This is a genomic window from Amycolatopsis sp. NBC_01480 (assembly GCF_036227205.1).
Lineage (GTDB): Bacteria > Actinomycetota > Actinomycetes > Mycobacteriales > Pseudonocardiaceae > Amycolatopsis.
In genome coordinates this window covers 4,517,301-4,544,186 of record NZ_CP109442.1, presented here as the reverse complement: position 1 = coordinate 4,544,186, position 26,886 = coordinate 4,517,301, and the positions used below count along the sequence as shown (strand labels likewise).

General features: G+C 67.9%; 18 protein-coding genes and 3 rRNA genes. 3 read left to right on the top strand and 18 right to left on the bottom strand.

Features of this window, described 5'->3' with window-relative positions; translation table 11 throughout:
• Nucleotides 1-173: 173 nt before the first annotated feature.
• The 4 genes from OG371_RS21825 to OG371_RS21810 all read right to left on the bottom strand — a co-directional run bounded on the left by OG371_RS21825 (nucleotide 174) and on the right by OG371_RS21810 (nucleotide 3,503).
• Nucleotides 174-434, bottom strand: coding sequence for a hypothetical protein (locus OG371_RS21825; RefSeq protein WP_329072014.1), 261 nt, complete (start codon nucleotides 432-434; stop codon nucleotides 174-176).
• On the bottom strand, nucleotides 431-790 hold the full coding sequence (locus tag OG371_RS21820; RefSeq protein WP_329072012.1) for a WhiB family transcriptional regulator: 360 nt from the start codon (nucleotides 788-790) through the stop codon (nucleotides 431-433). Before OG371_RS21820 ends, OG371_RS21825 begins: the two co-directional genes overlap by 4 nt.
• A 151-nt stretch (nucleotides 791-941) precedes the next feature.
• Nucleotides 942-1,205: a hypothetical protein gene (locus OG371_RS21815; protein ID WP_329072010.1), complete on the bottom strand. Its 264-nt coding sequence runs from the start codon at nucleotides 1,203-1,205 to the stop codon at nucleotides 942-944.
• A 210-nt stretch (nucleotides 1,206-1,415) separates the two neighbouring features.
• Entirely contained in the window at nucleotides 1,416-3,503 is a 2,088-nt protein-coding gene (locus OG371_RS21810; protein WP_329072008.1) for an ATP-dependent DNA helicase UvrD2, read from the bottom strand.
• Nucleotides 3,504-3,567: 64 nt separating this feature from the next.
• Here OG371_RS21810 and OG371_RS21805 point away from each other — a divergent pair, with 64 nt between their 5' ends.
• Nucleotides 3,568-4,296, top strand: a complete 729-nt coding sequence (locus OG371_RS21805) for a DUF4191 domain-containing protein (protein ID WP_329072006.1) — start codon at nucleotides 3,568-3,570, stop codon at nucleotides 4,294-4,296.
• A 78-nt stretch (nucleotides 4,297-4,374) separates the two neighbouring features.
• On the opposite strand, the gene OG371_RS21800 is transcribed toward OG371_RS21805, so the two are convergent.
• On the bottom strand, nucleotides 4,375-4,860 hold the full coding sequence (locus OG371_RS21800; protein ID WP_329072004.1) for an RDD family protein: 486 nt from the start codon (nucleotides 4,858-4,860) through the stop codon (nucleotides 4,375-4,377).
• Nucleotides 4,861-5,034: 174 nt separating this feature from the next.
• On the opposite strand from OG371_RS21800, the gene glnA (OG371_RS21795) reads away from it, so the two are divergent.
• Nucleotides 5,035-6,459 (top strand): type I glutamate--ammonia ligase, encoded by a 1,425-nt coding sequence (gene glnA, locus OG371_RS21795; protein WP_329072002.1) that lies wholly within the window; start codon nucleotides 5,035-5,037, stop codon nucleotides 6,457-6,459.
• 133 nt (nucleotides 6,460-6,592) lie between these two features.
• Here the strand turns inward: glnA (OG371_RS21795) and OG371_RS21790 are convergent, their stop codons facing one another.
• From OG371_RS21790 to OG371_RS21740, 11 genes are all read right to left on the bottom strand, one after another.
• Nucleotides 6,593-7,243 (bottom strand): class I SAM-dependent methyltransferase, encoded by a 651-nt coding sequence (locus OG371_RS21790; protein WP_329072000.1) that lies wholly within the window; start codon nucleotides 7,241-7,243, stop codon nucleotides 6,593-6,595.
• A gap of 26 nt (nucleotides 7,244-7,269) precedes the next feature.
• On the bottom strand, nucleotides 7,270-7,698 hold the full coding sequence (locus tag OG371_RS21785) for an acyl-CoA thioesterase (RefSeq protein ID WP_329071998.1): 429 nt from the start codon (nucleotides 7,696-7,698) through the stop codon (nucleotides 7,270-7,272).
• 10 nt (nucleotides 7,699-7,708) lie between these two features.
• Nucleotides 7,709-10,684 (bottom strand): bifunctional [glutamine synthetase] adenylyltransferase/[glutamine synthetase]-adenylyl-L-tyrosine phosphorylase, encoded by a 2,976-nt coding sequence (locus OG371_RS21780; RefSeq protein ID WP_329071996.1) that lies wholly within the window; start codon nucleotides 10,682-10,684, stop codon nucleotides 7,709-7,711.
• Nucleotides 10,685-10,749: 65 nt separating this feature from the next.
• The gene (locus OG371_RS21775; protein WP_329071993.1) at nucleotides 10,750-11,880 is read right to left on the bottom strand and encodes an inorganic phosphate transporter; all 1,131 of its coding nucleotides are present in this window, start codon (nucleotides 11,878-11,880) and stop codon (nucleotides 10,750-10,752) included.
• A 94-nt stretch (nucleotides 11,881-11,974) separates the two neighbouring features.
• Nucleotides 11,975-12,724 (bottom strand): type 1 glutamine amidotransferase, encoded by a 750-nt coding sequence (locus OG371_RS21770; RefSeq protein WP_329071991.1) that lies wholly within the window; start codon nucleotides 12,722-12,724, stop codon nucleotides 11,975-11,977.
• A gap of 320 nt (nucleotides 12,725-13,044) precedes the next feature.
• Nucleotides 13,045-13,161, bottom strand: a 5S ribosomal RNA gene (gene rrf / locus OG371_RS21765).
• An 86-nt stretch (nucleotides 13,162-13,247) separates the two neighbouring features.
• Nucleotides 13,248-16,369 (bottom strand): 23S ribosomal RNA (locus OG371_RS21760).
• Between the two features lie 312 nt (nucleotides 16,370-16,681).
• Nucleotides 16,682-18,200, bottom strand: a 16S ribosomal RNA gene (locus OG371_RS21755).
• The 16S, 23S and 5S rRNA genes sit together here, the layout of an rRNA operon.
• 382 nt (nucleotides 18,201-18,582) lie before the next feature.
• The gene (locus OG371_RS21750; RefSeq protein WP_329071989.1) at nucleotides 18,583-20,178 is read right to left on the bottom strand and encodes an amidase; all 1,596 of its coding nucleotides are present in this window, start codon (nucleotides 20,176-20,178) and stop codon (nucleotides 18,583-18,585) included.
• Complete coding sequence (gene glnA / locus OG371_RS21745) at nucleotides 20,178-21,521, bottom strand: type I glutamate--ammonia ligase (RefSeq protein ID WP_091629784.1); 1,344 nt, start codon at nucleotides 21,519-21,521, stop codon at nucleotides 20,178-20,180. The genes OG371_RS21750 and glnA (OG371_RS21745) overlap by 1 nt, the downstream gene beginning before the upstream one ends.
• An 80-nt stretch (nucleotides 21,522-21,601) precedes the next feature.
• The gene (locus tag OG371_RS21740; protein ID WP_329071987.1) at nucleotides 21,602-22,879 is read right to left on the bottom strand and encodes an MFS transporter; all 1,278 of its coding nucleotides are present in this window, start codon (nucleotides 22,877-22,879) and stop codon (nucleotides 21,602-21,604) included.
• A 92-nt stretch (nucleotides 22,880-22,971) separates the two neighbouring features.
• Here OG371_RS21740 and OG371_RS21735 point away from each other — a divergent pair, with 92 nt between their 5' ends.
• The gene (locus OG371_RS21735; protein ID WP_329071985.1) at nucleotides 22,972-23,679 is read left to right on the top strand and encodes an LppX_LprAFG lipoprotein; all 708 of its coding nucleotides are present in this window, start codon (nucleotides 22,972-22,974) and stop codon (nucleotides 23,677-23,679) included.
• Here the strand turns inward: OG371_RS21735 and OG371_RS21730 are convergent.
• A complete protein-coding gene (locus OG371_RS21730) occupies nucleotides 23,637-25,169 on the bottom strand; it encodes an alpha/beta hydrolase (RefSeq protein WP_329071983.1) in 1,533 nt (510 codons plus the stop codon). The two genes, OG371_RS21735 and OG371_RS21730, sit on opposite strands and share 43 nt — an antisense overlap.
• 2 nt (nucleotides 25,170-25,171) lie before the next feature.
• Nucleotides 25,172-26,740, bottom strand: a complete 1,569-nt coding sequence (locus OG371_RS21725; RefSeq protein ID WP_329073241.1) for an alpha/beta hydrolase — start codon at nucleotides 26,738-26,740, stop codon at nucleotides 25,172-25,174.
• Nucleotides 26,741-26,886: the final 146 nt, after the last annotated feature.

Below are 26,886 nucleotides of genomic sequence, written 5' to 3'. Positions count from 1 at the left end.
CGCTGGGATCGGGCGGCCACGACCCCACCCGGGCGCGGCCGATGTCGAACAGCTCCGACCAGCCACAACCGTCGTCAGACAGCGACGCCCCGACCCACCGGCGGGCCGGGGCGAAAGCCGTGAATACACAGATGAGCCGGAGGGCCGGCCGTCTCGACCGGCCCTCCGGCAACTCAACTTGCGTCGCGGTAACGCTCGGCGCGGCCGGCCGCCCATCGGGCGACCCGCGACCAGCGGCGAGCGGCCCTGGCCCGACGCCATGGACGTTGTACCTCGAACTCATGCTCCAGCTCCCGTATTCGGGCCCTGGACAGTTCTTCGTAAAGCAACATTTCGCTCGGCTCCTGAATCTTGATCTGCTTCAGCTGCGGATGCGCGCGATCGGTGTCGTTGCGCGCTTCGTAATCCCTGGTGGTGACTGGTTCGACGATCATGCGGCGGCACTCCGGGCAACGGCGGCGGGTTCGAGAGCGGCGTTCTTGCGCGGGCGCCCACGGGGACGCTTGCGCGCGATCACGACACCGCGCTCGAAGATCTCGCCACCCCAGACGCCCCACGGCTCACGCCGGGCAAGCGCTCCCGCGAGGCACGCCTCGCGGACCGGGCAGTCGGCGCAGAGCGCCTTGGCGCGCTCGAGCTCCGCGGGCGATTCGGCGAACCAGAGGTCCGCGTCACGCGAGCGGCAGGGGAGTTCCAGCTCCGGGGCGGCGATCCCGTCGAGCAGGTCGCCTATGCCGACGTCGAACCCGTCGGATACAGCCCCCTCGGCGAGGGCGATGGCCGATGACATTTCCGTGCTCCTTGTGGTCGAGGCGGTTTTGGTGGGATGGGCGATCGAACTGGACAACTTGTTCCTTGTGGTTGTGCAGCCAAAAAAACACGAAGGCCGCGGATCCGGTTACCGGTTCCGCGGCCTTCGTGAGCCTCTAGTCCTGACTAGGTCAGGAACTTCGCTCCCGTATGGACAACGGAACACGGAACTGCTTGATGGTCGGCAGATCGGCATCAACCTGCGGGTACGCGCCGACAACGGCAGCGGTCTTCACGAGGTTGATTCCGAAGATGCCGCCGCTGCGCTCGACGCGGTGCGTACCGAACAGAGCGTGAGCGCTCGTGGACACATCGGTACCCTGGCGCGGAGCGGCCATGACGCCACAGGCGGACAGACCGGTGCCAGGGTTCGCGAGCTTCATGTTGCTGATCATTTCACCGGCACCACCTTTCGCTGTCCGGACGCGCTACGCTCGAAGCGGAACTCGTCGTGTGGATCCCCAGACCGGGCGCTTCCCGCCCGGGTACCAGCAGATTATTGCCCCTCGCACACGGGGGCAACTTATTTTCCCGAAATCTCACCGAAGCTACGAAGATCGCCTTCGAGCAGCGGGTTCGCCGCACCGATCAGGGGGCGGACGCGGTCAAGAGCGCATCGCGGTGCGGACGACGTTGAGGACCTCCGCGCCGAAGCGTTCCAGCTTGGTCGCGCCGATGCCGGAGATCGACACGAGCGCTCCGTCGTCGGTCGGTCGCTGTTCGGCGATGGCCATCAGGGTGGCGTCGGTGAACACCACGAACGCGGGCACCTTCAGCTCCCTCGAGCGCTCACCGCGCCAGGCCTTCAGCTTCTCGAGCAGCCCTTCATCCACAGTGGACGGGCACCGCGAGCACCGGCCGAGCTTGACCTCCATGGTCTCCAGCAACGGCCCGCCGCACAGGCGGCAGCGAGCCGTCACCCCCGCCGCCGGCTTCCCCTGCGAGCGGGCGATGCGGGCGGCCGGGTGGTCCTCGGGGATCAGCCCGTAGAGGAACCGGCTGCGACGGCGGTTGCGGCGGCCACCCGGCGTGCGCGAGAGGGACCACGAGAGCGACAGGTGCTCGCGGGCGCGGGTGACGCCGACGTAGAAGAGGCGCCGCTCCTCCTCGATCGCCGCTTCGTCGCCGTCGGCGTGGAGGATCGGCATGGTGCCCTCGGACAGGCCGACGAGGAAAACCGCGTCCCACTCCAGGCCCTTGGCCGCGTGGAGCGAGGCGAGCGTGACGCCCTCCACCGTCGGAGGGTGCTGGGCGGCGGCGCGCTGGTCGAGCTCCGCGACGAAACGGGGCAGGTCGGCGTCGGCCACGCTCGCCGACAGCTCCTCGGCGAGCTCGACGATGGCGAGCAGCGCGTCCCACCGCTCCTTCGCCGCGCCACCGGCCGGCGGCTGCTCGGTGAGGCCGACCTTGGCCAGCGCCGAGCGGACGGCCGTGACCAGGTCCGGCCCCGTCGGATCGCCCGACGCCATCCGCAGCGCGGACATCGCCTGCCGCACTTCGGCTCGGGCGAAGAACCGCTCGCCGCCGCGGACCAGGTACGGGATGCCGGCCTCGGTGAGCGCCTGCTCGTAGGCCTCGGACTGGGCGTTGATGCGGAAGAGCACGGCGATCTCGCTCGCCGTCGCTCCCCCGTCGAGCAGCTCACGCACGCGACGCGCGGCGGCCGCGGCCTCGGCCGCCTCGTCCTCGTACTCGGCGAAGCGGGGCTCCGGGCCCGGCGGGCGCTGGCCGACGAGCTTGAGCCGCGACCCGGCCGGACGGCCGCGCGCCGCGCCGATCACCTGGTTGGCCAGCGAGACGACCTGCGGCGTCGACCGGTAGTCGCGCTCGAGGCGGATCACCGACGCCTCGGGGAAGCGCCGGGTGAACTCCAGCAGCGGGCGCGGCGAGGCGCCGCCGAAGGAGTAGATGGTCTGGTTGGCGTCGCCGACCACGGTGAGGTCGTCGCGGCCGCCGAGCCAGGCGTCGAGCAGGCGCTGCTGCAACGGCGTGACGTCCTGGTACTCGTCGACCACGAAGCAGCGGTAGCGGTCGCGGAACTCGGTGGCGACAGCCTCGTGCTCCTCCAGCACGGCGGTGGTGTGCAGCAGGAGGTCGTCGAAGTCGAGCAGCTGGGCGGAGTTCTTGATCTCCTCGTACAGCCGGTAGACCTCCGCGACCTGCGCGGCGGGCGCGGGTGTGTCGCGCTGCGTGCGCGCGGCGACGGCCGGGTAGTCCTCCGGCGAGACCAGCGACGCCTTGCTCCACTCGATCTCGCTCGCGAGGTCGCGCAGCACCTCGGTCTCGGTGCTCAGCCGGACCCGCGTGGCCGCCTGGGCGACGAGGCGGAACTTGTTGTCGAGCAGGTCCCACGGCCGGTCGCCGACCACGCGCGGCCAGAAGTAGCGGAGCTGGCGGCGGGCGGCGGCGTGGAACGTCAGCGCCTGCGCCGCGTCGATGCCGAGCCCGCGCAGCCGGGTGCGCATCTCGCCCGCGGCGCGGGTGGTGAAGGTGACCGCGAGCACCTGCCCGGCGGACACGTGACCAGCGGCGATCAGGTGCGCGATGCGGTGCGTGATCGTGCGTGTCTTGCCCGTGCCCGCGCCGGCGAGGACGCAGACGGGCCCGCGCGGGGCGGAGGCGGCGGCCCGTTGCTCGGGGTCGAGCCCGTCGAGCAGGCCCGGACGACTCTTTTCCGACGATGCGCTAACCACCCCGCGATCCTCGCAGAGGGGGCCGACGGATTCGTGGCAGGGCACGCGGCCGTATCCTGGTCAGATGGCGGGAAAGCAGGACAAGGAAGCGGCCAAGCTGGCCAAGAAGGAGAAGCGCGCGGCCAGCAAGGCCCGGCGCGGGCAGCTCTTCGAAGCGTTCAAGATGCAGCGCAAAGAGGATCCGCTGCTCATCCCCTGGATGGCTGGCTCGATCATCGTCGTCGCCGGCGTGCTGTTCGGGGTGGGCTTCATCTTCAACATCCAGTGGGCGCTGCTCCCGCTGGGCATCGTGCTGGGCATCCTGCTCGCCGTGATCATCTTCGGGCGCCGGGTGCAGCGCACGGTCTACTCGAAGGCCGACGGGCAGCCGGGCGCCGCGGCGTGGGCGCTGGAGAACCTCCGCGGCCGCTGGAAGGTGACGCCGACGGTGGCCGCCACCACGCAGCTCGACGCCGTGCACCGCGTGCTCGGCGGACCGGGCGTCATCCTCGTGGCCGAGGGCGCGTCGCACCGGGTCAAGACCCTGCTCGCGCAGGAGAAGAAGCGCGTGTCGCGGCTGGTCGGCGACACCCCGATCTACGACATGACCATCGGGCACGAAGAGAACCAGGTCCCGCTGAAGAAGCTTCAGAGCCACCTGATGAAGCTGCCCCGCAACCTCAAGCCGAATCAGGTGGATGCCCTCGAGGCGAAGCTCGCCGCCCTCGGCAACCGCGGCGCGGCCATGCCGAAGGGCCCGATGCCGGCCGGCGCGAAGATGCGGAACGTGCAGCGCACCATCCGCCGCCGCTGAGCTGAGCCCCAGGACGTGAAGAAGGCCCCCGTTCTCGCGGGGGCCTTCTTCATGCGGTCAGCTTGTTCCGTACGAGGTTCAGCGCATCCGGACCACGACGGTGCCGGTGAGCCGGTCGAGCCAGCTGCGGCCGTCGATGTTGCGCACCGCCGCCGGGATGAGCACCACTGTGAGCACCATGCGCACCGCCGCGCGCCACGGGCCGACCATGGACGCGCCGTCGAGGCGCGCCACGCGGATGCCGAACAGGCCCATCGCGGGGGTGAAGCCGAAGAACGCGGCCGACACCGTGGAGATGGCCGCCCAGACGACGCCGGCCCACAGGTTGAACGTCTGCATCGCGGCCGCGTCCTGCAGGTCGTAGCGCACGAAGATGGCCGTGACCAGTGCCGCGAGGACGAGGTCGACGATCAGGGCCAGCAACCGCGAGCCGCCGCCCGCCGCGGAGCCGACGCCGGACTCGGGCAGGCCGAGCCGCTCGCCGCGCCAGCGCGGTGCCTGTTGATCAGTGGTCGCGGGGCCGTCGCCTGCGCCCGGCAGCCATTCACCCGTCCATCTAGCCACCCGTCCAGGGTATGCCGGTGGCGCGCACCACGTCCGACCTGGTCGACTACCGGGTATCCACCGACCCGTTAACACCCGCGAAACATTCGGGTGACGGTCGGGCAACACCGCGCTTTTAGCGTGAGCCGAAGAGAGTACTGCCGTACGAGCTCGATTGAGAAGGAGTCACCGAGGGTGCCCACTACTCCAGACGATATCCAACGCCTCATCGCCGACGAGAACGTAGAGGTCGTCGACGTCAGGTTCTGTGACCTGCCGGGCGTGATGCAGCACTTCACGGTCCCCGCGAAGGCCTTCACGGAGGAGGCCTACGAAGAGGGCCTCGCGTTCGACGGCTCCTCGGTGCGTGGCTTCCAGTCGATCCACGAGTCCGACATGCTGCTCCTGCCCGACCCCGAGACGGCTCGCATCGACCCGTTCCGCAAGGCGAAGACGCTGTCGCTGAACTTCTTCGTGCACGACCCCTTCACGCGTGAGGCCTACAGCCGCGACCCGCGCAACATCGCGCGCAAGGCCGAGCAGTACATCTCCGAGTACGGCGTTGCCGACAACGTCTTCTTCGGCCCCGAAGCCGAGTTCTACATCTTCGACTCCGTGCGCTTCGACTCGGCCGAGCACGCCTCGTTCCACGAGATCGACTCCGTCGAGGGCTGGTGGAACACCGGCGCCGACGAAATCGGCGGCAACCAGGGTTACAAGACGAAGTTCAAGGGCGGTTACTTCCCCGTCCCGCCGGTCGACCACTTCGCCGACCTGCGCGACGACATCGTCCGCAACCTCGAGGGCTCCGGCTTCGAGATCGAGCGCGCGCACCACGAGGTGGGCACCGCCGGCCAGACCGAGATCAACTACAAGTTCAACACGCTGCTGCACGCGGCGGACGACCTGCAGTTGTTCAAGTACATCGTGAAGAACACCGTCTTCGCCCAGGGCAAGACGGCCACCTTCATGCCGAAGCCGCTCGCCGGCGACAACGGCTCGGGCATGCACTGCCACCAGTCGCTGTGGAAGGACGGCCAGCCGCTGTTCCACGACGAGTCCGGCTACGCGGGCCTGTCCGACACGGCGCGGCACTACATCGGCGGCCTGCTCCGGCACGCCCCGAGCCTGCTGGCCTTCACCAACCCGACGGTGAACTCGTACCACCGCCTGGTGCCGGGCTTCGAGGCGCCGGTTTCGCTGGTGTACTCGCAGCGCAACCGCTCCGCGTGCGTCCGCATCCCGATCACGGGCAACAACCCGAAGGCCAAGCGCGCCGAGTTCCGCTGCCCGGACTCGTCCGGCAACCCGTACCTGGCGTTCTCGGCGATGATGATGGCCGGCCTCGACGGCATCAAGAACAAGATCGAGCCGCCGGAGCCCATCGACAAGGACCTCTACGAGCTGCCGCCCGAGGAGGCCAAGAACGTCAAGCTGGTCCCCGGCGATCTGGGCACGGTGCTCGAGACCCTCGAAGCCGACCATGACTACCTGCTCGAGGGCGGTGTCTTCACGCCCGACGTGATCGACACCTGGGTCTCCTACAAGCGCGAGAACGAGATCGACCCGCTGCGGCTGCGCCCGCACCCGTACGAGTTCTCGCTGTACTACGACGTGTGATCGACCTGGCCTTCACCGGACACTGAAGGCCAGCTGACGACCCACCGGACACGGGACGGCGGTCGAGGGAATACCTCGGCCGCCGTCCCGTTTTTTGTGACCAGCACCGTGTGACCGGCCCGACGCGCGGGGCTCAGCCGGCGGGCGCCAGTACTGCGGGCCGCCGAGCGAAGACCAGCGCACCGGGCACGCGGTCGTCCGGGTTGAAGACGACCTCGGATTCGATCGCGAAACCCGCGGCACGCAGCAAATCCGAGACCTGGGCGGGACGGCGGCGGTGGATGTGGACGTTCATCGGGTGGCCGCCGTACCCCTGGGTCTTCACCGTCGTCTCGTCGCCGACGTGGAAGCCGATCATCACCGGGGCGCCGGGGCGCAGGGCGCGGTGGAAGTGCGCCAGCACCGCCGGCACCGCTTCGTCGGGCACGTGGATCAGCGACCACCAGGCGAACAGGCCCGAGACCGACGCGTCGGCGAGCGGGAGGTCCGTCATCGAGCCCACCGCGAACGGCACGCCCGGGTGTTCGCGCCGCGCGATGTCGATCATCGCCGGCGACAGGTCGATCCCGAAGGCGTTGACGCCCAGGGCACGCAGGTCGGCGGTGACCAGGCCAGGACCGCAGCCGACGTCCGCGACCGGGCCGTCGTCCGGCACCAGCTCGGCGAACAGCGGGAGCATCGCCCGCAGGTACGGCAGGTTCGCGAGTGCGCCGCGCAGCTGTTCGAGGTAGCTGGACGCGACCGTGTCGTAAGACGTCCGGGTGTCGGCCAGCCAGCTCTCCATGGCCGGAAACCTTATCCGGCAAGACGTCACTCCGCGGTCGAGAGCACCTTCAGGTCCAGCCCGGCGCGCTCGAAAAGCCCCCGCGGGTCGGCCACGAGCTTGCGCCGCTCGAGGTCCATCACGCCCAGCGTGCACTTGACCTCGGCCGACAGCGTGCCGTCCAGCTTGAGGATGCGCGAGGTCATCCAGAAGACTTTGCCCTCGCCGAAAGTGGTGTCGCAGGTGACGTCGACGACGTCGCCGCCGCGGAGTTCGCTCCGGTAGACGATGTGGGATTCGAGCAGGACCGGGGCCGTGTTGTCCTCGCCCACCTTCGTGTTGCCCGCTGCCTCGAAAGCCTCGAGCCGCGAGACCTCGGCGTACGAGTGGTAAACGGCCTGGTTCACATGCCCCAGCGCGTCGAGCTCGTACTGCCGCACCTTGAGCCGGGTCCGGAATGGTTCGCGATCAGTCACGCGCCCCAGACTAGTTGTCGTAGAACAGTTCCTCGACCACGGCGTGCGCGCGCCGCGTCACCCGGCGGTAGTGGTCGAGGAACTCGCCGGGGTCGTCGTCCGGGGAGTAGCCGAACACCCGCGCCACGGCGGCCAGGTCGCGGCCCGAGCTGGGGACCTGGTCCACGGCCTTGCCGCGCACCAGCATCCCGGCGTTGCGCACGCGCGTGGCCAGCAGCCACGCTTCCCGCAGTGACTCGGCCGACTCGACCGGCGCCAGTCCCGCTTCGGCCAGCGCCGTGAGGCCGTCGAGGGTGGACGTCGTCCGCAGGCCAGGGACCTCGTATGCGTGCTGAAGCTGCAACAGCTGGACGGTCCATTCGACGTCGGCGAGCCCTCCGCGGCCGAGCTTCGTGTGCCGCGTCGGGTCGGCGCCGCGCGGCATCCGCTCGGTCTCCACCCGCGCCTTGATCCGCCGGATCTCCCGGGCGTTGGTCGCGTCCAGCCCGCCCTCGGGGTAGCGGAACGGGTCGATCATCCGGATGAACCGCTCGCCGAGGTCGTCGTCGCCGGCCACGAAACGCGCGCGCAGCAACGCTTGCGCCTCCCACGCCTCGCCCCAGCGCGCGTAGTAGGCGCGGTAAGACTCGAGCGTGCGGACCAGCGGGCCGCTGCGTCCTTCCGGCCGCAGGTCCGCGTCCACGACCAGCGCCGGGTCCGAACTCGGCGCGCCCAGCATCTTCCGCACGGTCTCGGCCACCGAAGACGCGAAACGGACGGCATCAGCGTCCGGAACGCCGTCCGCGGGCTCACAAACGAACAGAACGTCGGCGTCCGAGCCGTATCCCAGCTCCGCCCCGCCAAGACGGCCCATCGCGATGACCGCGACGGTCGCCGGCGTCTGCCCCAATTCCGCCTGCCGCTGCCGGTACGCCGCGGCCAGCGCGCCCTGGAGCACGGCGACCCACACACTCGACAGCGCCGCGCACACCGCCGGAACTTCCAGCAGCCCCAACAGATCCGCGCTGGCCACGCGCAGCAACTCGTGCCGGCGCAGTGAACGCGCCGCCGCCACCGCCGCGTTGATGCCGGGCTGGCGCCGGACGGCCGCGCGCAGCGACTTCGCGACGTCCGCGGGGTCGCGGCCGGTCAGCCGCGCCGGGTCGCCGAGCAGCTGCAGCACCTCCGGGGCCCGCACCAGCAGGTCCGGCACCAGCCGCGACGTGCCGAGCAGGAACGCCAGCCGCTCGACCACGGTGCCCTCGTCCCGCAGCACCCGCAGGTACCACGGCGTGTCCTCCAGCGCCTCCGACACCTTGCGGTACGACAGCAGCCCGCCGTCCGGATCCGGGGTGTCGGCCAGCAGGTCGAGCAGCACCGGCAGCAGCGCCTGCTGGATGGCCGCGCGCCGCGAGACGCCGGACGTCAGAGCCTTGATGTGCTGCAACGCGCCTTCCGGCGCCGCGTAACCGAGCGCGGACAGCCGGCTGGCGGCCTGCTTCGTGGTCAGCCGCAGTGCTTCCGTCGGCACGTTCGCCACGGACTGGAGCAGCGGCCGGTAGAACAGTTTCTGGTGCAGGCGCCGGACTCCCTGCGCATGCCGGCGGAATTCCGCCAGCAGCGTCTCGCCCTGGCTGCGTCCCCGCACCGCGCGGATTCCACACGCGCGCGCGAGCACCCGCAGCTCGTCGGTGTCGCTGAACTCCGGGAACAAGTGCGTCCGCCGCAGCTGGCGCAGCTGCAGCCGATGCTCGATGGTGCGCAGGAATTCGTACGAGTCGGCCATCTCGGCGGCGTCCTTGCGGCCGACGTAACCGCCCTCGCCGAGCGCGCCCAGAGCCTCCAAAGTGGACGGTGAGTGCAGCTCGGGGTCGATCCGGCCGTGCACGAGCTGTAGCAGCTGCACGGCGAACTCGACGTCGCGCAGCCCGCCGCGGCCCAGCTTCAGCTCGCGTTCACGGTGCTCCTCCGGCAGGTGGCGCTCCACGCGCCGGCGCATCTGCTGGACCTCGGTGACGAAGTTGTCGCGGTCGGCCGCCGACCAGACCATCGGCGCGACCATCTCGGCGTACTGCCGGCCCAGCTCGGCGTCGCCGGCCACCGGGCGCGCCTTCAGCAGGGCTTGGAACTCCCACGTCTTCGCCCACTTCCGGTAGTACGCGGTGTGCCCCTCGAGCGTGCGGACGAGCGCGCCGCTCTTGCCCTCGGGACGCAGCGCGGCGTCGACCTCGAAGCAGGCGTTGCCGACCACGCGCATCATCGTGCTGGCCAGCCGGGTCGCCACGGCGAGGTCGCCCGCGCCGACGAAGATCACGTCGACGTCGCTGACGTAGTTCAGCTCGCGGCCGCCGGTCTTGCCCATCGCGATCACCGCGAGCGAGCCCTCGGTCGTCGCGCCGACCTCTGTCTCAGCCACCGCGAGGCCGGCGGTCAGCGCGGCCTCGGCGAGCACCGTCAGCTGGCTGGCGACGTCCTTGAACGGCGGGTGGTCGAGCCCGGGCTCCACCAGGTGCCCGAGGTCGACGGCGGCGATGCCCAGCAGCAAGCCGCGGTACGCCGCGCGCAACGCCTGCTCGGCGGCGAAACCGGTGAGGTACGAACCATCTTCGTCACGCAGCCGGTCCAGCAGCCGCTCGGTGAACCGGTCCGGCACCGTGCAGCGGTTGTCGACGAGGCAGCGCCATTCCCCGGGGTGAGCCGCGAGGAAGTCGGACAGCGCGGTGGACGTGCCGAGGACCGCGAGCAGCCGGCCGCGGAACGTGCGGTTGTCCCGCAGCGTCTGGTCGAGTTCGGGCCAGCCGTCCTCGTCGGCTTCGCGGATGCGGTCGAGTCCGCGGAGCGCGAGATCAGGGTCGGCGGCGCGCGAAAGCGCGGCCAGGACGTCGGCGACGCCGTCGACCGGTCCCGCCGCGTCCCACCAGCCCGCCGCACGCAACTGCCCGTCGGCCCGGGTGTCGGTGAAGCCGTATCTGGCCGCCGATGCGGCCGTCCGCGCGCGCTCTGCCATCACGACCACCGTAGCCGGATCGGCCCCGGCCGAGCAGGCGGGCGCGCGAGGAGTTCGCCACCCGTTCAGGCAGCGAGGCGGTCCGGCTCGGTGCCGGGCGCGGACGGCTCCGGAACCGTGAAGCTGTGCGCTGTGACGGGCTTGCGCCGCGAAAGCAGGTAGATGCCGGCGCCGAAGGCGATGCCCGCCACGCCGACGCCGAGCGTCCCCGCCGTGCCGAGGGATGCGAGCTTCCCGGCCGCCGCGCCGACGACAGCCGCAGCGGGCAGCGTGAAGAGCCAGGCGACGACCATCCGGCCCGCCATCCGCCAGCGCACCGGGGCCTCGCGCCGGCCGACGCCCGAGCCGACGATCCCGCCGGAGCACACGTGTGTGGTCGACAGCGGGAAGCCGAAGTGCGAGGACAGCAGGATCACCGCGGCGCTGCTCGTCTGCGCCGCGAAGCCCTGCGGGCCTTCGATGTCGGTCAGGCCCTTGCCGAGGGTGTGCGTGATCCGCCAGCCGCCGAGGTACGTGCCGAGCGCGAGCGCGGACGCGGCGCTGACGATCACCCACACCGGCGGCGCCGAGCCCGCCGGGAGGCTGCCCGCGGTCACCAGCGTCAGCGTGATCACGCCCATGGTCTTCTGCGCGTCGTTCGTGCCGTGCGCCAGCGAGACCAGCGACGCCGAGACGATCTGGCCCACGCGGAAGCCGCGACCGCCGCGCCGTCGCACGAACAGCCGGTAGACGAGGTAGGTCGCACCGGCGGCCACCAGCCCGGCGATCACCGGCGACGCGGCCGCGGGCACCAGCACCTTGTCCACGATCTTGGCGAAGTGGACGGAGTCGGCGCCCGCCGAAACCCAGGTGGCGCCGATCAGGCCGCCGAACAGCGCGTGCGACGAACTGGACGGAAGCCCGACGTACCAGGTGAACAGGTTCCACGCGATCGCGCCGATCAGGCCGCCGAAGACGATCTCGGGGCCGATCTTGGTGTCGTCCACCAGCCCGCTGGAGATCGTCTTCGCCACCTCGACCGACAGGAACGCGCCGGCCAGGTTCAGCACCGCCGAGATCGCCACGGCCACTCTGGGTTTGAGCGCCCCCGTGGCGATGGACGTGGCCATCGAGTTCGCTGTGTCGTGGAAGCCGTTCGTGAAATCGAAAACCAGCGCCGTGACAACCACGACGACAACCAGCAACGAGGGGTCCACCCCGACCTCCGAGCCCTACGGGAACATCATCCGCAAGGTACCCGACCGATCAGGTGAATCGTTAACGCGGCGTTAGTGATGTGGACATCAGGCGTCAAGCCATCGGCAACCGGTGTTGACTCTCCGCCGCGGCGTCCAGCTCTCCCGCGGCCAACTGGACGAACCGGGACGCGAACGGCCGCCAGGTCTCCTCGATGTCCGCGTGCACGGTGGTCAGCTTCTCCGGCTCCAGTGCGCCCGGACGGGTGAGTTCAGCCATCTCCGGCTCCGCCTCGGCCCACGCGAGCACGACGTCCGGCGTGGTCTCGATGTGGAACTGGACCCCGTAGACGCACCGGTTCAGCCGGAACGCCTGATTCTGGTAACGCGGCGCCGACGCGAGCAGCTCCGCGCCCGCCGGCAGGCGCTTGATCACGTCGTTGTGGAACTGCATGACGTCGGGCATCAGCGGGAGGTCGGCGAACAGCGGATCGGTCCAGGCGGCGTCCTTCTTGGACACAAGCCCGGGCCCGACCTCCGGCCCATCTTCACCGACGACGACCTGTCCCCCGGTGGCCGCCGCGAGCAGCTGCGCGCCGAGGCAGATCCCGAGCGTCGGCAGCGAGGCCGCCGCGGCGGCGCTGAGGAGCTTCCGCACGTCGGCAAGCCAGGGATGGTCCGCGTCGTCGAGCGCGCCCATACCACCCCCGAGGCAGACGACGCCCGCGTAGCCGTCAAGGCTGGCGGGTAGCTCCTGCCCCGGCGGCAGTCGAACGTCCAGCTCGGCCCCGGCCTCGGTGAGCCAGTCGCCGAGCCGGCTGAGCGGATCGCTGACGTCAGGTTGAATGATCAGCAGACGAGTCACGCCTCCAGGGTACGGAGCACCGGCGAGGGCTGTGCCGGGGTGACCACTCGGGCCCTCTCCGGACACGCTGACCCTGCCCGACCGCCCCAACGCTCGCCGACCTCGCTGCGGCCGGTGTGCGCTAGTGCGTTGTCGCCGCCGCGATGCCGACCGCCTTCCCGGAGGTCTGCGGGCCGACGAGTGGCCTCGAGCTGGCCGGCCTGCCGGTCGAGCGTCCGACCTGAGGCGGGTCGCAGCCCGGGAAAAGGTGCTGAAATAGCAGTAGGGCCCCGGGAGAACCGTTGAAGGTTCTCGACCGGGGCCCTACTGTTTCACGTTGAGTTCGGCGGCGTCCTACTCTCCCACAACCCTTCGGTTGCAGTACCATCGGCGCTACCAGGCTTAGCTTCCGGGTTCGGAATGGGACCGGGCGTTTCCCTGGCGCTATAACCACCGAAACACTACGAAACAACACACACCCACCCCATACTTCAGGGTGTCGGTGTGGTGTTTCAGAGCTGTAGAGTGGATGCGTAACATCTTCGTGGGCAAGTCCTCGGCCTATTAGTACCAGTCAACTCGACAACACATTACTGTGCTTCCATTTCTGGCCTATCAACCCAATGGTCTCTTGGGGGCCTTAACCCACATGGGGTGGGATACCTCATCTTGGAACAGGCTTCCCGCTTAGATGCCTTCAGCGGTTATCCCTTCCGAACGTGGCCAACCAGCCATGCCCCTGGCGGGACAACTGGCACACCAGAGGTTCGTCCGTCCCGGTCCTCTCGTACTAGGGACAGCCTTCCTCAAGTATCCTACGCGCGCGGCGGATAGGGACCGAACTGTCTCACGACGTTCTAAACCCAGCTCGCGTGCCGCTTTAATGGGCGAACAGCCCAACCCTTGGGACCTACTCCGGCCCCAGGATGCGACGAGCCGACATCGAGGTGCCAAACCATGCCGTCGATATGGACTCTTGGGCAAGATCAGCCTGTTATCCCCGGGGTACCTTTTATCCGTTGAGCGACACCCCTTCCACCAGGTGGTGCCGGATCACTAGTCCCGACTTTCGTCCCTGCTCGACATGTCTGTCTCACAGTCAAGCTCCCTTGTGCACTTGCACTCAACACCTGATTGCCAACCAGGCTGAGGGAACCTTTGGGCGCCTCCGTTACTCTTTAGGAGGCAACCGCCCCAGTTAAACTACCCATCAGGCACTGTCCCTGAACCAGATCATGGTCCGAGGTTGAGATTCCCAATTCGACCAGAGTGGTATTTCAACAACGACTCCACAGTAACTAGCGTCACCGCTTCACAGTCTCCCACCTATCCTACACAAGCCGAACCGAAAACCAATACCAAACTATAGTAAAGGTCCCGGGGTCTTTCCGTCCTGCCGCGCGTAACGAGCATCTTTACTCGTAGTGCAATTTCGCCGGGCCTGTGGTTGAGACAGCCGGAAAGTCGTTACGCCATTCGTGCAGGTCGGAACTTACCCGACAAGGAATTTCGCTACCTTAGGATGGTTATAGTTACCACCGCCGTTTACTGGCGCTTAAATTCTCAGCTTCACCCCCGAAGGGATTAACCGGTCCTCTTAACGTTCCAGCACCGGGCAGGCGTCAGTCCATATACATCGTCTTGCGACTTCGCATGGACCTGTGTTTTTAGTAAACAGTCGCTTTCCGCTGGTCTCTGCGGCCACCCACCCCTAGCCTGTAAAAAGCTTCAGGATGTTTGGCCCCCCTTCTCCCGAAGTTACGGGGGCATTTTGCCGAGTTCCTTAACCACAGTTCACCCGATCGCCTTAGTATTCTCTACCTGACCACCTGTGTTGGTTTGGGGTACGGGCCGTGCATGCACTCACTAGAGGCTTTTCTCGGCAGCATAGGATCACTCTACTTCGCCTCAAACGGCTACGCATCACGTCTCAGCCTCATGGAACACGGATTTGCCTATGTTCCGGCCTACACGCTTACACCAGGACAACCATCGCCTGGCGGAGCTACCTTCCTGCGTCACCCCATCGCTTGACTACTACGAAATCAGGTCCCACGCTCCACACACCCACCTAAGCCCGAAGGCTTCGCTGAGCGGCTTTGGGTGGTTAGTATCAAACGCCTCGTCATGGGCGCACATGCTCGGGTACGGGAATATCAACCCGTTGTCCATCGACTACGCCTGTCGGCCTCGCCTTAGGTCCCGACTTACCCTGGGCGGATTAGCCTGGCCCAGGAACCCTTGGTCATCCGGCGGCAGAGTTTCTCACTCTGCATTCGCTACTCATGCCTGCATTCTCACTCCCACACCCTCCACGACTCGTTCACACGGCCGCTTCCCTGGATGCAGGACGCTCCCCTACCCATCAACACGACTACACAAGGACTTCAAGAGTCCAAGCGGATCTATTGTGTCAATGACACAGCTTCGGCGGTGTGCTTAAGCCCCGCTACATTGTCGGCGCAGGACCACTTGACCAGTGAGCTATTACGCACTCTTTCAAGGGTGGCTGCTTCTAAGCCAACCTCCTGGTTGTCTGGGCAATCCCACATCCTTTCCCACTGAGCACACACTTAGGGGCCTTAGCTGGTGTTCTGGGCTGTTTCCCTCTCGACGACGAAGCTTATCCCCCGCCGTCTCACTGCCACACTCTCACACCACGGTATTCGGAGTTTGGTTGATTTCGGTAACCCGGTAAGGCCCCTAGACCATCCAGTAGCTCTACCCCCGCGGTGAAACATGTGACGCTGCACCTAAATGCATTTCGGGGAGAACCAGCTATCACGGAGTTTGATTGGCCTTTCACCCCTACCCACAGCTCATCCCCTCAGTTTTCAACCTAAGTGGGTTCGGGCCTCCACGACGTCTTACCGTCGCTTCACCCTGGCCATGGGTAGATCACTCCGCTTCGGGTCTAGACCACGCGACTCACACGCCCTATTCAGACTCGCTTTCGCTACGGCTACCCCACACGGGTTAACCTCGCCACGCAGCACTAACTCGCAGGCTCATTCTTCAAAAGGCACGCCATCACCTTATTACGGCTCTGACGGCTTGTAGGCACACGGTTTCAGGTACTCTTTCACTCCCCTCCCGGGGTACTTTTCATCTTTCCCTCACGGTACTAGTCCGCTATCGGTCTTCAGGAAGTATTTAGGCTTACCGGGTGGTCCCGGCAGATTCACAGCAAATTCCACGAGCTCGCTGCTACTCGGGAACACCACCAAAAACCACAACACAAGCTTTCGCGTACGGGGCTCTCACCCACTCCGGCCCGCCATCCCAAGCGGTTCCACTAACTCATGCGTGACTTCGAAAAAATGTCAGTTTCTTCAAGGTGGGTCCCACAACACCGACTACACAACCCCTGACAGGTATCACATGCAATCGGTTTAGCCTCTTCCGCTTTCGCTCGCCACTACTCACGGAATCACGGTTGTTTTCTCTTCCTACGGGTACTGAGATGTTTCACTTCCCCGCGTTCCCTCCACACCGGCTATATATTCACCGGCGGGTAACACCACATCACTGGTGCTGGGTTTCCCCATTCGGAAATCCTCGGATCACAGCTCGGTTGACAGCTCCCCGAGGCTTATCGCAGCCTCCTACGTCCTTCATCGGCTCCTGAAGCCAAGACATCCACCATGTGCCCTTAACAACTTGACCACAAAGATGCTCGCATCCACTCTACAGTTCTCAAACACCACACCAGAAACAACAGTGTGTTGCCTCAGGACCCAACAGCGTGCCAAGTGAACATGCCCAGACCCGACCCGGAAACCCGACTTTCCACGCACCCACCCCGAAGAGCATGTGCAGTACTCGCCGGCGACCGCAGTCACCACCTGAACACCTAGACCAGTAGTTCCACAATTCCTTGAGCAAGCGCGGCAACACCACAGGCGGGTGTTAAACCGTGCCCACTCCACCATGGTTGGTCCGGGTATCCCGGCCAGGTGGATGTGTTGTGCTCCTTAGAAAGGAGGTGATCCAGCCGCACCTTCCGGTACGGCTACCTTGTTACGACTTCGTCCCAATCGCCAGTCCCACCTTCGACCACTCCCTCCCTTACGGGTTGGGCCATGGGCTTCGGGTGTTACCGACTTTCATGACGTGACGGGCGGTGTGTACAAGGCCCGGGAACGTATTCACCGCAGCGTTGCTGATCTGCGATTACTAGCGACTCCGACTTCACGCAGTCGAGTTGCAGACTGCGATCCGAACTGAGACCGGCTTTAAGGGATTCGCTCCACCTCGCGGTATCGCAGCCCTCTGTACCAGCCATTGTAGCATGTGTGAAGCCCTGGACATAAGGGGCATGATGACTTGACGTCATCCCCACCTTCCTCCGAGTTGACCCCGGCAGTCTCCCACGAGTCCCCGCCATCACGCGCTGGCAACGTAGGATAAGGGTTGCGCTCGTTGCGGGACTTAACCCAACATCTCACGACACGAGCTGACGACAGCCATGCACCACCTGTACACCAACCACAAGGGAAGCCCCATCTCTGGGGATGTCTGGCGCATGTCAAGCCCAGGTAAGGTTCTTCGCGTTGCATCGAATTAATCCACATGCTCCGCCGCTTGTGCGGGCCCCCGTCAATTCCTTTGAGTTTTAGCCTTGCGGCCGTACTCCCCAGGCGGGGCGCTTAATGCGTTAGCTACGGCACGGACAACGTGGATGTCGCCCACACCTAGCGCCCAACGTTTACAGCGTGGACTACCAGGGTATCTAATCCTGTTCGCTCCCCACGCTTTCGCTCCTCAGCGTCAGTATCGGCCCAGAGACCCGCCTTCGCCACCGGTGTTCCTCCTGATATCTGCGCATTTCACCGCTACACCAGGAATTCCAGTCTCCCCTACCGAACTCAAGTCTGCCCGTATCGACTGCACGCTGAAGGTTAAGCCTCCAGATTTCACAGCCGACGCGACAAACCGCCTACGAGCTCTTTACGCCCAATAATTCCGGACAACGCTTGCACCCTACGTATTACCGCGGCTGCTGGCACGTAGTTAGCCGGTGCTTCTTATCCAGGTACCGTCACTTGCGCTTCGTCCCTGGCGAAAGAGGTTTACAACCCGAAGGCCGTCATCCCTCACGCGGCGTCGCTGCATCAGGCTTTCGCCCATTGTGCAATATTCCCCACTGCTGCCTCCCGTAGGAGTCTGGGCCGTGTCTCAGTCCCAGTGTGGCCGGTCACCCTCTCAGGCCGGCTACCCGTCGTCGCCTTGGTAGGCCATTACCCCACCAACAAGCTGATAGGCCGCGGGTTCATCCTGTACCGCCAGAACTTTCAACAACCCCCCATGCGAGGAGATGTGATATCCGGTATTAGACCCCGTTTCCAAGGCTTATCCCAGAGTACAGGGCAGATTACCCACGTGTTACTCACCCGTTCGCCACTCATCCCCGGCCGAAACCGGATCAGCGTTCGACTTGCATGTGTTAAGCACGCCGCCAGCGTTCGTCCTGAGCCAGGATCAAACTCTCCAACAATGAACAGTTCGATCGAGACCATTTTCTCAATCATTCTCAAAGGAAACCCCGACGAGGGGGTTTCATATAAGCTCTACTGGCTTAGTTCACTAGCACACTGTTGAGTTCTCAAGCAACACACTTAATTGCTTCAAGCGATATTCATAAACTTTTGGTCGAGCATGCCTGTACCTACGGTGTTAGTCGTAGGGAGTCGGCGGCCGCTCGTGGGCCGACGCTGAACGTTACCTGGTCCGTTTCGCGGTGTCAACCCGCTCGGCCCTGGCGCCTGGCCCGTGGGGCTTTCGGCCCCGCCAGCCCGGCGTTCCTGGCGACGAAGAGAAGATTACATGGCCTGGAACCCTCCGAAAACAGGGGGGTCACTTAACGCCATCGCCGCAGGTCAGGACCCAGAAACGGAGCCTGACGGCAGCTCGCGCAGGTAGCTCGGCGGCACGCGGGCCGGCGCGACGCGTTCGAAGTCGGCGGCCAACGCCAGCATCCGGCCGTCGGACCACCGGGCGCCCATGAACGAGATCCCGACGGGCAGCGGCCCGGCGAACCCGGCCGGCACGGTGACGTCCGGGTAGCCCGCGACGGCCGCCGGGGTCGAGGACGGGATCACGTCGTTGTCGCCCTTGGCGCAATCGGTCTTCCACGCGGGCGGGTTCGTCGGCGACGCGATGGCGTCGAGCTGGTACTTCGCCAGCGTCTCGTCGATGGAACGGCGCGCGAGGTCCGACAGCTCCGCCCGGCCGGCGCGGTATCCCGGGTCGTCCGGACCGGGCGCGGCCAGCGCTTGCTCGAACAGCTCCTGGCCGGCGAAACAGGTCCGCTCGAGCGGGTCGGCGCGGTTGTACGCGATCAAGTCGGCGAGATTCCGCGGGCCCGAAGGGCGCTTCGCCAGGTACGCGTCGATGTCGCGGTGGAACTCCGTGAGCAGCGCCGGGAACTCCAGCTCCCCCAGCCGGTCCTGGTACGGCAGGGTCACCTCGACGACGTCGGCACCGGCCTTGACCAGCGAATCCTTCGCCCGCGACATGATCGCGTCGGTGTCCGGGCCCAGTACGGGCAGGCGCCAGAGCCCGATCCGCGCGCCGCGCAGCGTGCCCGGGCGAAGCAGCTTCGCGTAGTCCGTGGGCTGCGTCGGTGGGTACAGGGCTGTCGCGGGATCGGAGGGGTCTCGGCCCTGCAGGACCGAGAGCGTCAACGCGACGTCGACGACGTGGCGCGCGATCGGCCCCGCCGTGTCCTGCTCAGCGGAGATCGGCACCACCCCGGTGCGGCTGACCAGCCCGAGGCTCGGCTTGTGCCCGACGGTCCCGGTCATGCCGGCCGGGCAGACGATCGAGCCGTCCGTCTCACTGCCGATCGCGACCTGCGCGAGCGAAGCGGCGACGCCGGCCGCGGAACCGGCGGACGACCCGCACGGGTTGTGGTCCAGCACGTACGGGTTGTGCGTCTGCCCGCCGACGCCCGACCAGCCGGAAGTCGGCTTCTCGGCGCGGAAGTTCGCCCATTCGGACAGGTTCGCCTTGCCGAGGATCACCGCGCCGCCTTCACGCAGGCGGGTGATCAGCGTGGCGTCGGCCGCCGGACGGCTGCGGAGCGCGCGTGAACCGGCCGTCGTCTGCTGGTCGCGGGTGTCGACGTTGTCCTTGACCAGCACCGGGATGCCGTCGAGCGGCCCGCGGACGCGGCCGGTGCGGTGCCGGACGTCGCTGGCGGCGGCTTGCGCGAGCGCCGTCGGGTTGAGCGCCAGCACCGCGTTCACCCACGGGTCCACGGCCCGGATCCGCTGGAGGTACGCCCTGGTCAGGCTCACCGCGGTGAGCCGGCCGGACGCCATCCGCGCCTGGAGCGCGGGGATGTCGGTGGAGTCGAGGTCCAACCCGCCAGGCCCGGCAGACGCCGCGGAGGCCGCCGGCGCCGTCATCGCGGCGACGCCGAGTGCGGCGACCAGCGCCGAAAGGATTCGGAACACCGGCCGCCGCCCCATCAGAGCACCGGGAGGAGCGTGCGGAGCTCGTACGGGGTGACCGCGCTCCGGTAGTTGTCCCATTCGACGCGCTTGTTCCGCAGGAAGAAGTCGTAAACGTGCTCCCCCAGCGCGTCCGGCAGCAGCTCCGACTTCTCCATCTCCGCGAGGGCCTCACCGAGGTTCTGCGGCAGCTGCGCGTAACCGGCGGCGCGCCGCTCGGAGTCCGACAGCTGCCAGATGTTGTCCTCCGACGGCGGCGGCAGCTCGTAGCCCTTCTCGATCCCCTTCAGGCCCGCGGCCAGTATCACCGAGTAGGCCAGGTACGGGTTGCAGGCCGAGTCCAGCGTCCGGATCTCCACCCGCCGGGACGACGCCTTGCCGGGTGAGTACATCGGCACCCGGACCAGCGCGGAGCGGTTCGCGCGGCCCCACGAGACCGTGGTCGGCGCCTCGCTGCCGTGGATCAGGCGCTTGTACGAGTTCACCCACTGGTTCGTGACCGCGGAGATCTCCTTGGCGTGGTGCAGCAGCCCCGCGACGAACGCCTTGCCGGTCTCCGACAGCTCGTACGGGTCCTCCGCGTCGTAGAACGCGTTGCGGTCGCCCTCGAACAGGCTGACGTGCGTGTGCATGCCCGAGCCGGGCTGGTCGGTGAACGGCTTCGGCATGAACGTGGCCCGCACGCCCTGCGTCAGCGCGACCTCCTTGACCACGTAGCGGAAGGTCATCACGTTGTCGGCCATGGTCAGGGCGTCGGCGTAGCGCAGGTCGATCTCCTGCTGGCCGGGCGCGCCCTCGTGGTGGCTGAACTCCACCGAGATGCCCATCGCCTCGAGGGTCTCGATGGCGTGGCGGCGGAAGTGCGTGGCCGTCGCGTGGCTGGCCTGGTCGAAGTAGCCGCCGTTGTCGGCGGGCTCCGGCTCACTGCCGTCGTCGGGGAGGTTGGCGAGGAGGAAGAACTCGATCTCCGGGTGCACGTAGCAGGTGAAGCCCGCTTCGCCCGCCTTCGACAGCTGACGCCGCAGCACGTGCCGCGGGTCCGCCCACGACGGCGAGCCGTCGGGCATCGCGATGTCGCAGAACATGCGCGCGGAGTACGGCCCGCCTTCCGGCGTCTCCCACGGGAGCACCTGGAAGGTCGACGGGTCAGGCTTGGCGACCATGTCGGACTCGTAGACCCGGGCGAAGCCCTCGATGGCCGAACCGTCGAACCCGATCCCCTCGCTGAAGGCGCCCTCCAGTTCGGCGGGCGCGACCGCGACGGACTTGAGGAACCCCAGCACATCGGTGAACCAGAGCCGGACGAAACGGATGTCGCGCTCTTCCAAGGTACGGAGCACGAACTCCTGCTGGCGATCCATGGCCGCACCCTAACCAGAGCGTGTTAACGGGATGTTTCGCGACGCGCCGGAAGTGTCGGTTCTGCGTGAACTCCCCCGCACTACGCGAAAGTGAGCTCGCGTTTCCCGGATCGGGTGATCGACACCGAGGCCACCGACGCGATCACCGCCAGGCCCGCCGCGACGTACCAGGCCAGCGCGTAATCGCCCAGCTGGTCGCGCACCGCGCCGGCCGCCGAAGCGGCGAAGGCCGCTCCCACCTGGTGACAGGCGAAGACCCAGCCGAACACGATCGGGCCCGCCTCGCCGAACGACCGGATGCAGAGCGCGACCGTCGGCGGGACCGTGGCCACCCAGTCGAGTCCGTAAAAAAGGATGAACGCCCACATGCTCGGCTGGACGGAGTTCGTGAGCAGCTGCGGCAGGAGCGCCAGCGAAACGCCTCGCAGCGCGTAGTAGACGCCGAGCAGCAGCCGCGGGTCGACACGGTCGGTGAGCCAGCCGGACGCGACGGTCCCCACCACGTCGAAGACCCCGACCAGCGCGAGCAGGCTCGCGGCCGTCGTCTGCGGCATGCCGTGGTCGTGGGCCGCGGGGATGAAGTGGGTCCCGACCAGGCCGTTGGTCGTCGCGCCGCAGATGGCGAAGCCGATCGCGAGCAGCCAGAACGACTTCGTGCGCGCGGCCTGGAAGAGCACGGTGAGCGCGCGGCGGGCCGAGCCGCCCTTCGGAGCCGGGCGGGCCACCTCGGCGTCGGCCGGCGCGCCGAGCGCGGTGGTGCCGATGTCCGCCGGGTGGTCGCGGACCACCAGCAGCACGACCGGGACCACGGCGAGCGCCGCGATCGCGATGACCAGCGACGCCGTGCGCCAGCCGTTGCTGACGGCGAGCGTGGCCACGATCGGCAGGAAAACGAGCTGCCCGGTCGAGCCCGCGGCGGTCAGCACGCCCGTGACGGCGCCGCGGTGGCGGACGAACCAGCGGGTGGTGACCGTGGCGGCGAAGCTCATCGCCATCGAGCCCGTGCCGGCGCCGACCAGCACGCCCCAGCAGAGGATCAGCTCCCAGCTGGTGTTCATGAACACCGTGCCGCCGGCGCCGAGCGCGACCACGAACAGCGCCGTCGCGGCGACGCGGCGGATGCCGAAGCGCTCCATGAGCGCGGCCGCGAAGGGGGCGAAGAGGCCGTACAGGACGAGGTTGACCGAGACGGCGGCGCCGATCGTCGCGCGCGACCAGCCGAACTCCTCGTGCAGCGGGTCGATCAGGACGCTGGGCGCGGCGCGGAAGCCGGCGGCGGCGAGCAGCGCGACGAACGCGGCGGCCGCCACGAACCAGGCGCGGTGGACACGGGGAGCGGGACGGGTTTCGACGGTCACAGCAGGTGAGTCTGGTTCGTCGACACGCCGCTCGACAGTGGCCTGAAGGACACTGTCCGAAAAGATCGGGCCACCCGAGTAGGCTCGTCCGCATGCGCTGCCGACGGTTCCTGCCGGCGCTGCTGCTCCTCGGGCTGGTCGGCAGTTGCTCAGCGTCACCCCCACTGCCGGCCGGCGGCGAGTTGCTCGGCGCCGCGAAAACCACGTTCTCCGACGTCCGGAGCCTGCACTTCGCCATCGACGTGAACGGCGTCCTGCCCGGCCTGCCGCTGCGGCAGCTGGACGGCGACGCGACCCTGTCCGGCGGCGGCTACGCGACCGGACAGGCCCAGGTGCAGAACGGCGCGCAGGACCACAAGTTCAGCTTCGTGGTCGACGGGGACACCGCCACCACGAAGGACCCGTCGGGCCAATCGTGGACCGGGACCTCGCCGTTCAAGGTGGCCGGTTTCCTTGGTGCGAACGGCAGTCTGGCGCAGCTGCTCGGCGCCGTGTCCGGGGCGCGCACGGAGATCCGCGAGACGCTGAACGGCGTGGACGCCTACCGCGTCGGCGGGTCCGTGCCCGCCGCTGTGGCCACCCGGTTGCTGCCGCAGATCCACGACGCCGTCCTGGTGAAGGTCTGGGTGACCGCGAGCGAGCCGCGTCGTTTCGCGCGGCTTTGGCTGCAGGTGCCGCCAGCTACCGAACGGGACAGCCCGGTGATGTTCGAGGTGACGCTTTCGCAGCAGGACCAGGCGGCTCCCGCGCCGACCGGTCAGGCGCAGCGGGCGTCGACCGCGGTGCCGGCGCGCAGGTAGTCGCCGACGGCTTTGTCGACGCAGGCGCTGCCGCTCAGGAACGCCGTGTGCTGCGTGCCCTCGAAGGTGAGCAACGCGGCGCCCAGGTCCTTCGCCAGGTCGACGCCCTGCTGGTACGGCGTCGCCGGGTCGTGGGTGGTGGAGACGACCAGCACCTTCGGCAGGCCGCGCGGCGGGGCCGGCTGATGCGCCCGTGACGTCGGCGGAACGGGCCAGCTCGAGCAGATGTCCAGCTCGCTCGTGTCCGGCGTGCCGCCCGCGAGGAACGGCGCGCCCGCCACCATCTGCGCGTGCGCCGAGTCGATGGCCGCACGGTCGGTGACCCGGGCGAAGTCCACGCAGCGCACGGCGAAGTACGCGTCGATCTCTCCGCTGTAGTGGCCCTGCTGGTCCCGCTCGTAGTAGCTGTCGGCGAGGTCCAGCAGATTGCCGCCCTGCCCCTGCGACAGTTGTTGCAGGCCCGTGGCCAGGTAACCCCAGCGCTGCCGCGAATAGAGCGCGGCGGTGACGCCGGTGATGGCGTCCTCGAAGGAAAGCTTCCGCCCGCCACGAGCCGGGACCGGCTTGGCCACGAGCGGACGGACGAGCCGCTGGAACGCGGCGGTGGCGTCACCCTGGAGCGGGCAGCCTGACCTCGGGGCGCACCATTTCGCGAATTCCGTGAACGCGTCCTGGAAGCCCGCGGTCTGCGTGATCAACGAACGCGGGAGGTCCTGAGCCGGGTCGATGGCGCCGTCGAGGACCATCGCGCGGACGCGGGCCGGGTACGCCTCGGCATACGCGGAGCCGATCTGCGTGCCGTAGGAGTAGCCGAGGTAGGTCAGCTTCGGCTCGCCGAGGGCGGCGCGCAGCACGTCGAGGTCCTGTACGACTTCGCGGGTGCCGACGTGCGCGAGGAACTCCGCGCCGGTGTGCGCCACGCAAGAGGCGCCGTACGACTTCGCCTCGGCGAGCTGCTTTTCGACACCCGCGGGCGAATTGTCGCTCTCGATGTCGGACGAGCGGTCGGCGTCCTGCTCGGCGTCGGAGCGGCAGGTGATCCGCGGCCGGCTCGCATGCACGCCGCGCGGATCGAAGCCGACGAAGTCGAACTCCTTCGCCAGGTCGCCGGCCGGCTTGACCAGCGACGCGGCCGCCATCATGCCGGAGCCGCCGGGCCCGCCGGGGTCGACGACCAGCGCGCCGACGCGTTTCGCGGCGTCCGTCGCGCGGTGCCGAAGCAGGCCGACGGTGACCGTCTCGCCGGTCGGCTTCGCGTAGTCCAACGGCACGGTGAGGCTTGCGCACTCGAGCGATTTATCCGCGTACGCCTGCTTCTCGAAGTCGTCCTGCCCGTACGCGGCGCAGGGGCCCCACGCGAGTTGCTGGGTGGTGAACCGGTCCATCGGGTCCGGGCCGGGCTTCGACGACGGCGACGGGGAGGGAGCGGGCGACGCCGAGCACGCCGTGGCCGCGAGGGCCACTGCCACCACGGCGGCCAGGCGTCGCACCGTCAGCTCCCGGCGCAGCGCGTGCCGTCGGCCGGCGTCGTGCCGTCCAGGAGGTACGCGACGCCCACCTTGTCCACGCACGAGTTGCCCTGCAGGAACACCGTGTGCTGCGTGCCCTCGAAGGTGAGCAGCGAGCCCTTCAGCGCCTTCGCCAGGTTGACCCCCGCCTGGTACGGCGTGGCCGGGTCGTTCGTGGTGGAGATGGTGAGCGTCTTCGGCAGGCCGGCGACGTTCGGCTCGTGCGGCTGCGAGGTGTTCGGCACCGGCCAGAACGCGCAGGCGTCGCGAGCGGCGCTGGCCTGGCGGCCGTCGTCCAGGAACGGGGCGACGTGCACGTACTTCTCCTGGCCGTCGAGGATCTGCTTCGGATCGGTGACCCGCGGGTCGTCGACGCAGCGGATGGCGGTGAAGGCGTCCTGCGTGGTGCCGTAGCGGCCGTCGGCGCCGCGCTCGTTGTAGATGTCCGCGAGCTTCTCCAGCGTCGAACCGCGCTGCTGCTTCAGCTCGTTCAGGCCGGTGTTCAGGTACTCCCAGAGGTTTTGCTGGTAGAGCGCCTGGATCGCGCCGGTGGTGGCGTCTTCGTAGGACAGCTTGCGGCCGTCGCCGACCGGCACCGGGAAGTCGATCAGCGGCCGGGTCAGGGCCTGGAACGCCTGAACCGCGCCGGCCGCGTCCGGGCCCAGCGCGCAGTCCTGCCGGGCGGCGCACCACTTGGCGAACTCGCCGAACGCCGTGCCGAAGCCCTGGCCCTGCGCGATCAGCGAGTCCTCCGGGCTCTGGTCCGGGTCGACGGCACCGTCGAGGACCAGCGCGCGGACGTTCTGCGGGAACGCCTCCGCGTACGTCGAGCCGATGCGCGTGCCGTACGAGTAGCCCAGGTAGGTCAGCTTCTGGTCGCCGAGGACCGAGCGCAGCACGTCCATGTCCTTCACGACGTCGCGCGTGCCGACGTGCGCGAGCATGTCGGCGCCGTACGTCGTGCGCTGGGCGCACTTGGCGGCGAAGTCCTTCTCCTGCGTCTCCTGCTTCGTGACGCCGGCGGGCGAGCCGTCCGTCTCGCTGTCGTCCGCGCGGTCGGCGTCGCGCTCCTTGTCGGTGAGGCAGCGGATCTGCGGCTCGCTGGCGCCGATCCCGCGCGGGTCGAAGCCGACCAGGTCGAAGCGCTTGCCGAGGTCGTTCTTGCCGACCTGGTCGAGCAGGCCCGCGGCCGCGACCATGCCGGACGCGCCGGGGCCGCCCGGGTTCACCACCAGCGAGCCGATCCGGGCGCCCGAATCGGTCGCCTTGTGCCGCAGCACGCCGAGCTTGATGGTCTGTCCGTCCGGTTTGTCATAGTCCAGCGGGACGGTGAGCCGCGCGCACTGGATGCCCTGCGCCCGGAAGGCGGACTGCGCGTCGTCCGAGGTCGCGTAGGGTGCGCAGTCGGCCCAGGTCATGCTCTGGCCGTAGAAGCGCTCCAGCCCCGCGGGCACCGGCCCCACCGGTGCGTGCGATTCGGTCGCCGGCGCGGGCAGGGCCTGGCCGCTGTTCGACGAGCACGCCCCGAGCGTGACGGCGAGCAGGCCGGACAGCCCGAGGGCGGCGATTCGGTGGGCACGAGGGCTGGCGCTGACATGAGGGGGCACGGTTTGATCGTGCCATCCGGCCGCGGAACTCCGACGCACCACCGGCGCGTTGGGGAGTAGGGGCCAGCCGCGGTCCGCGTACAGAGCGACAC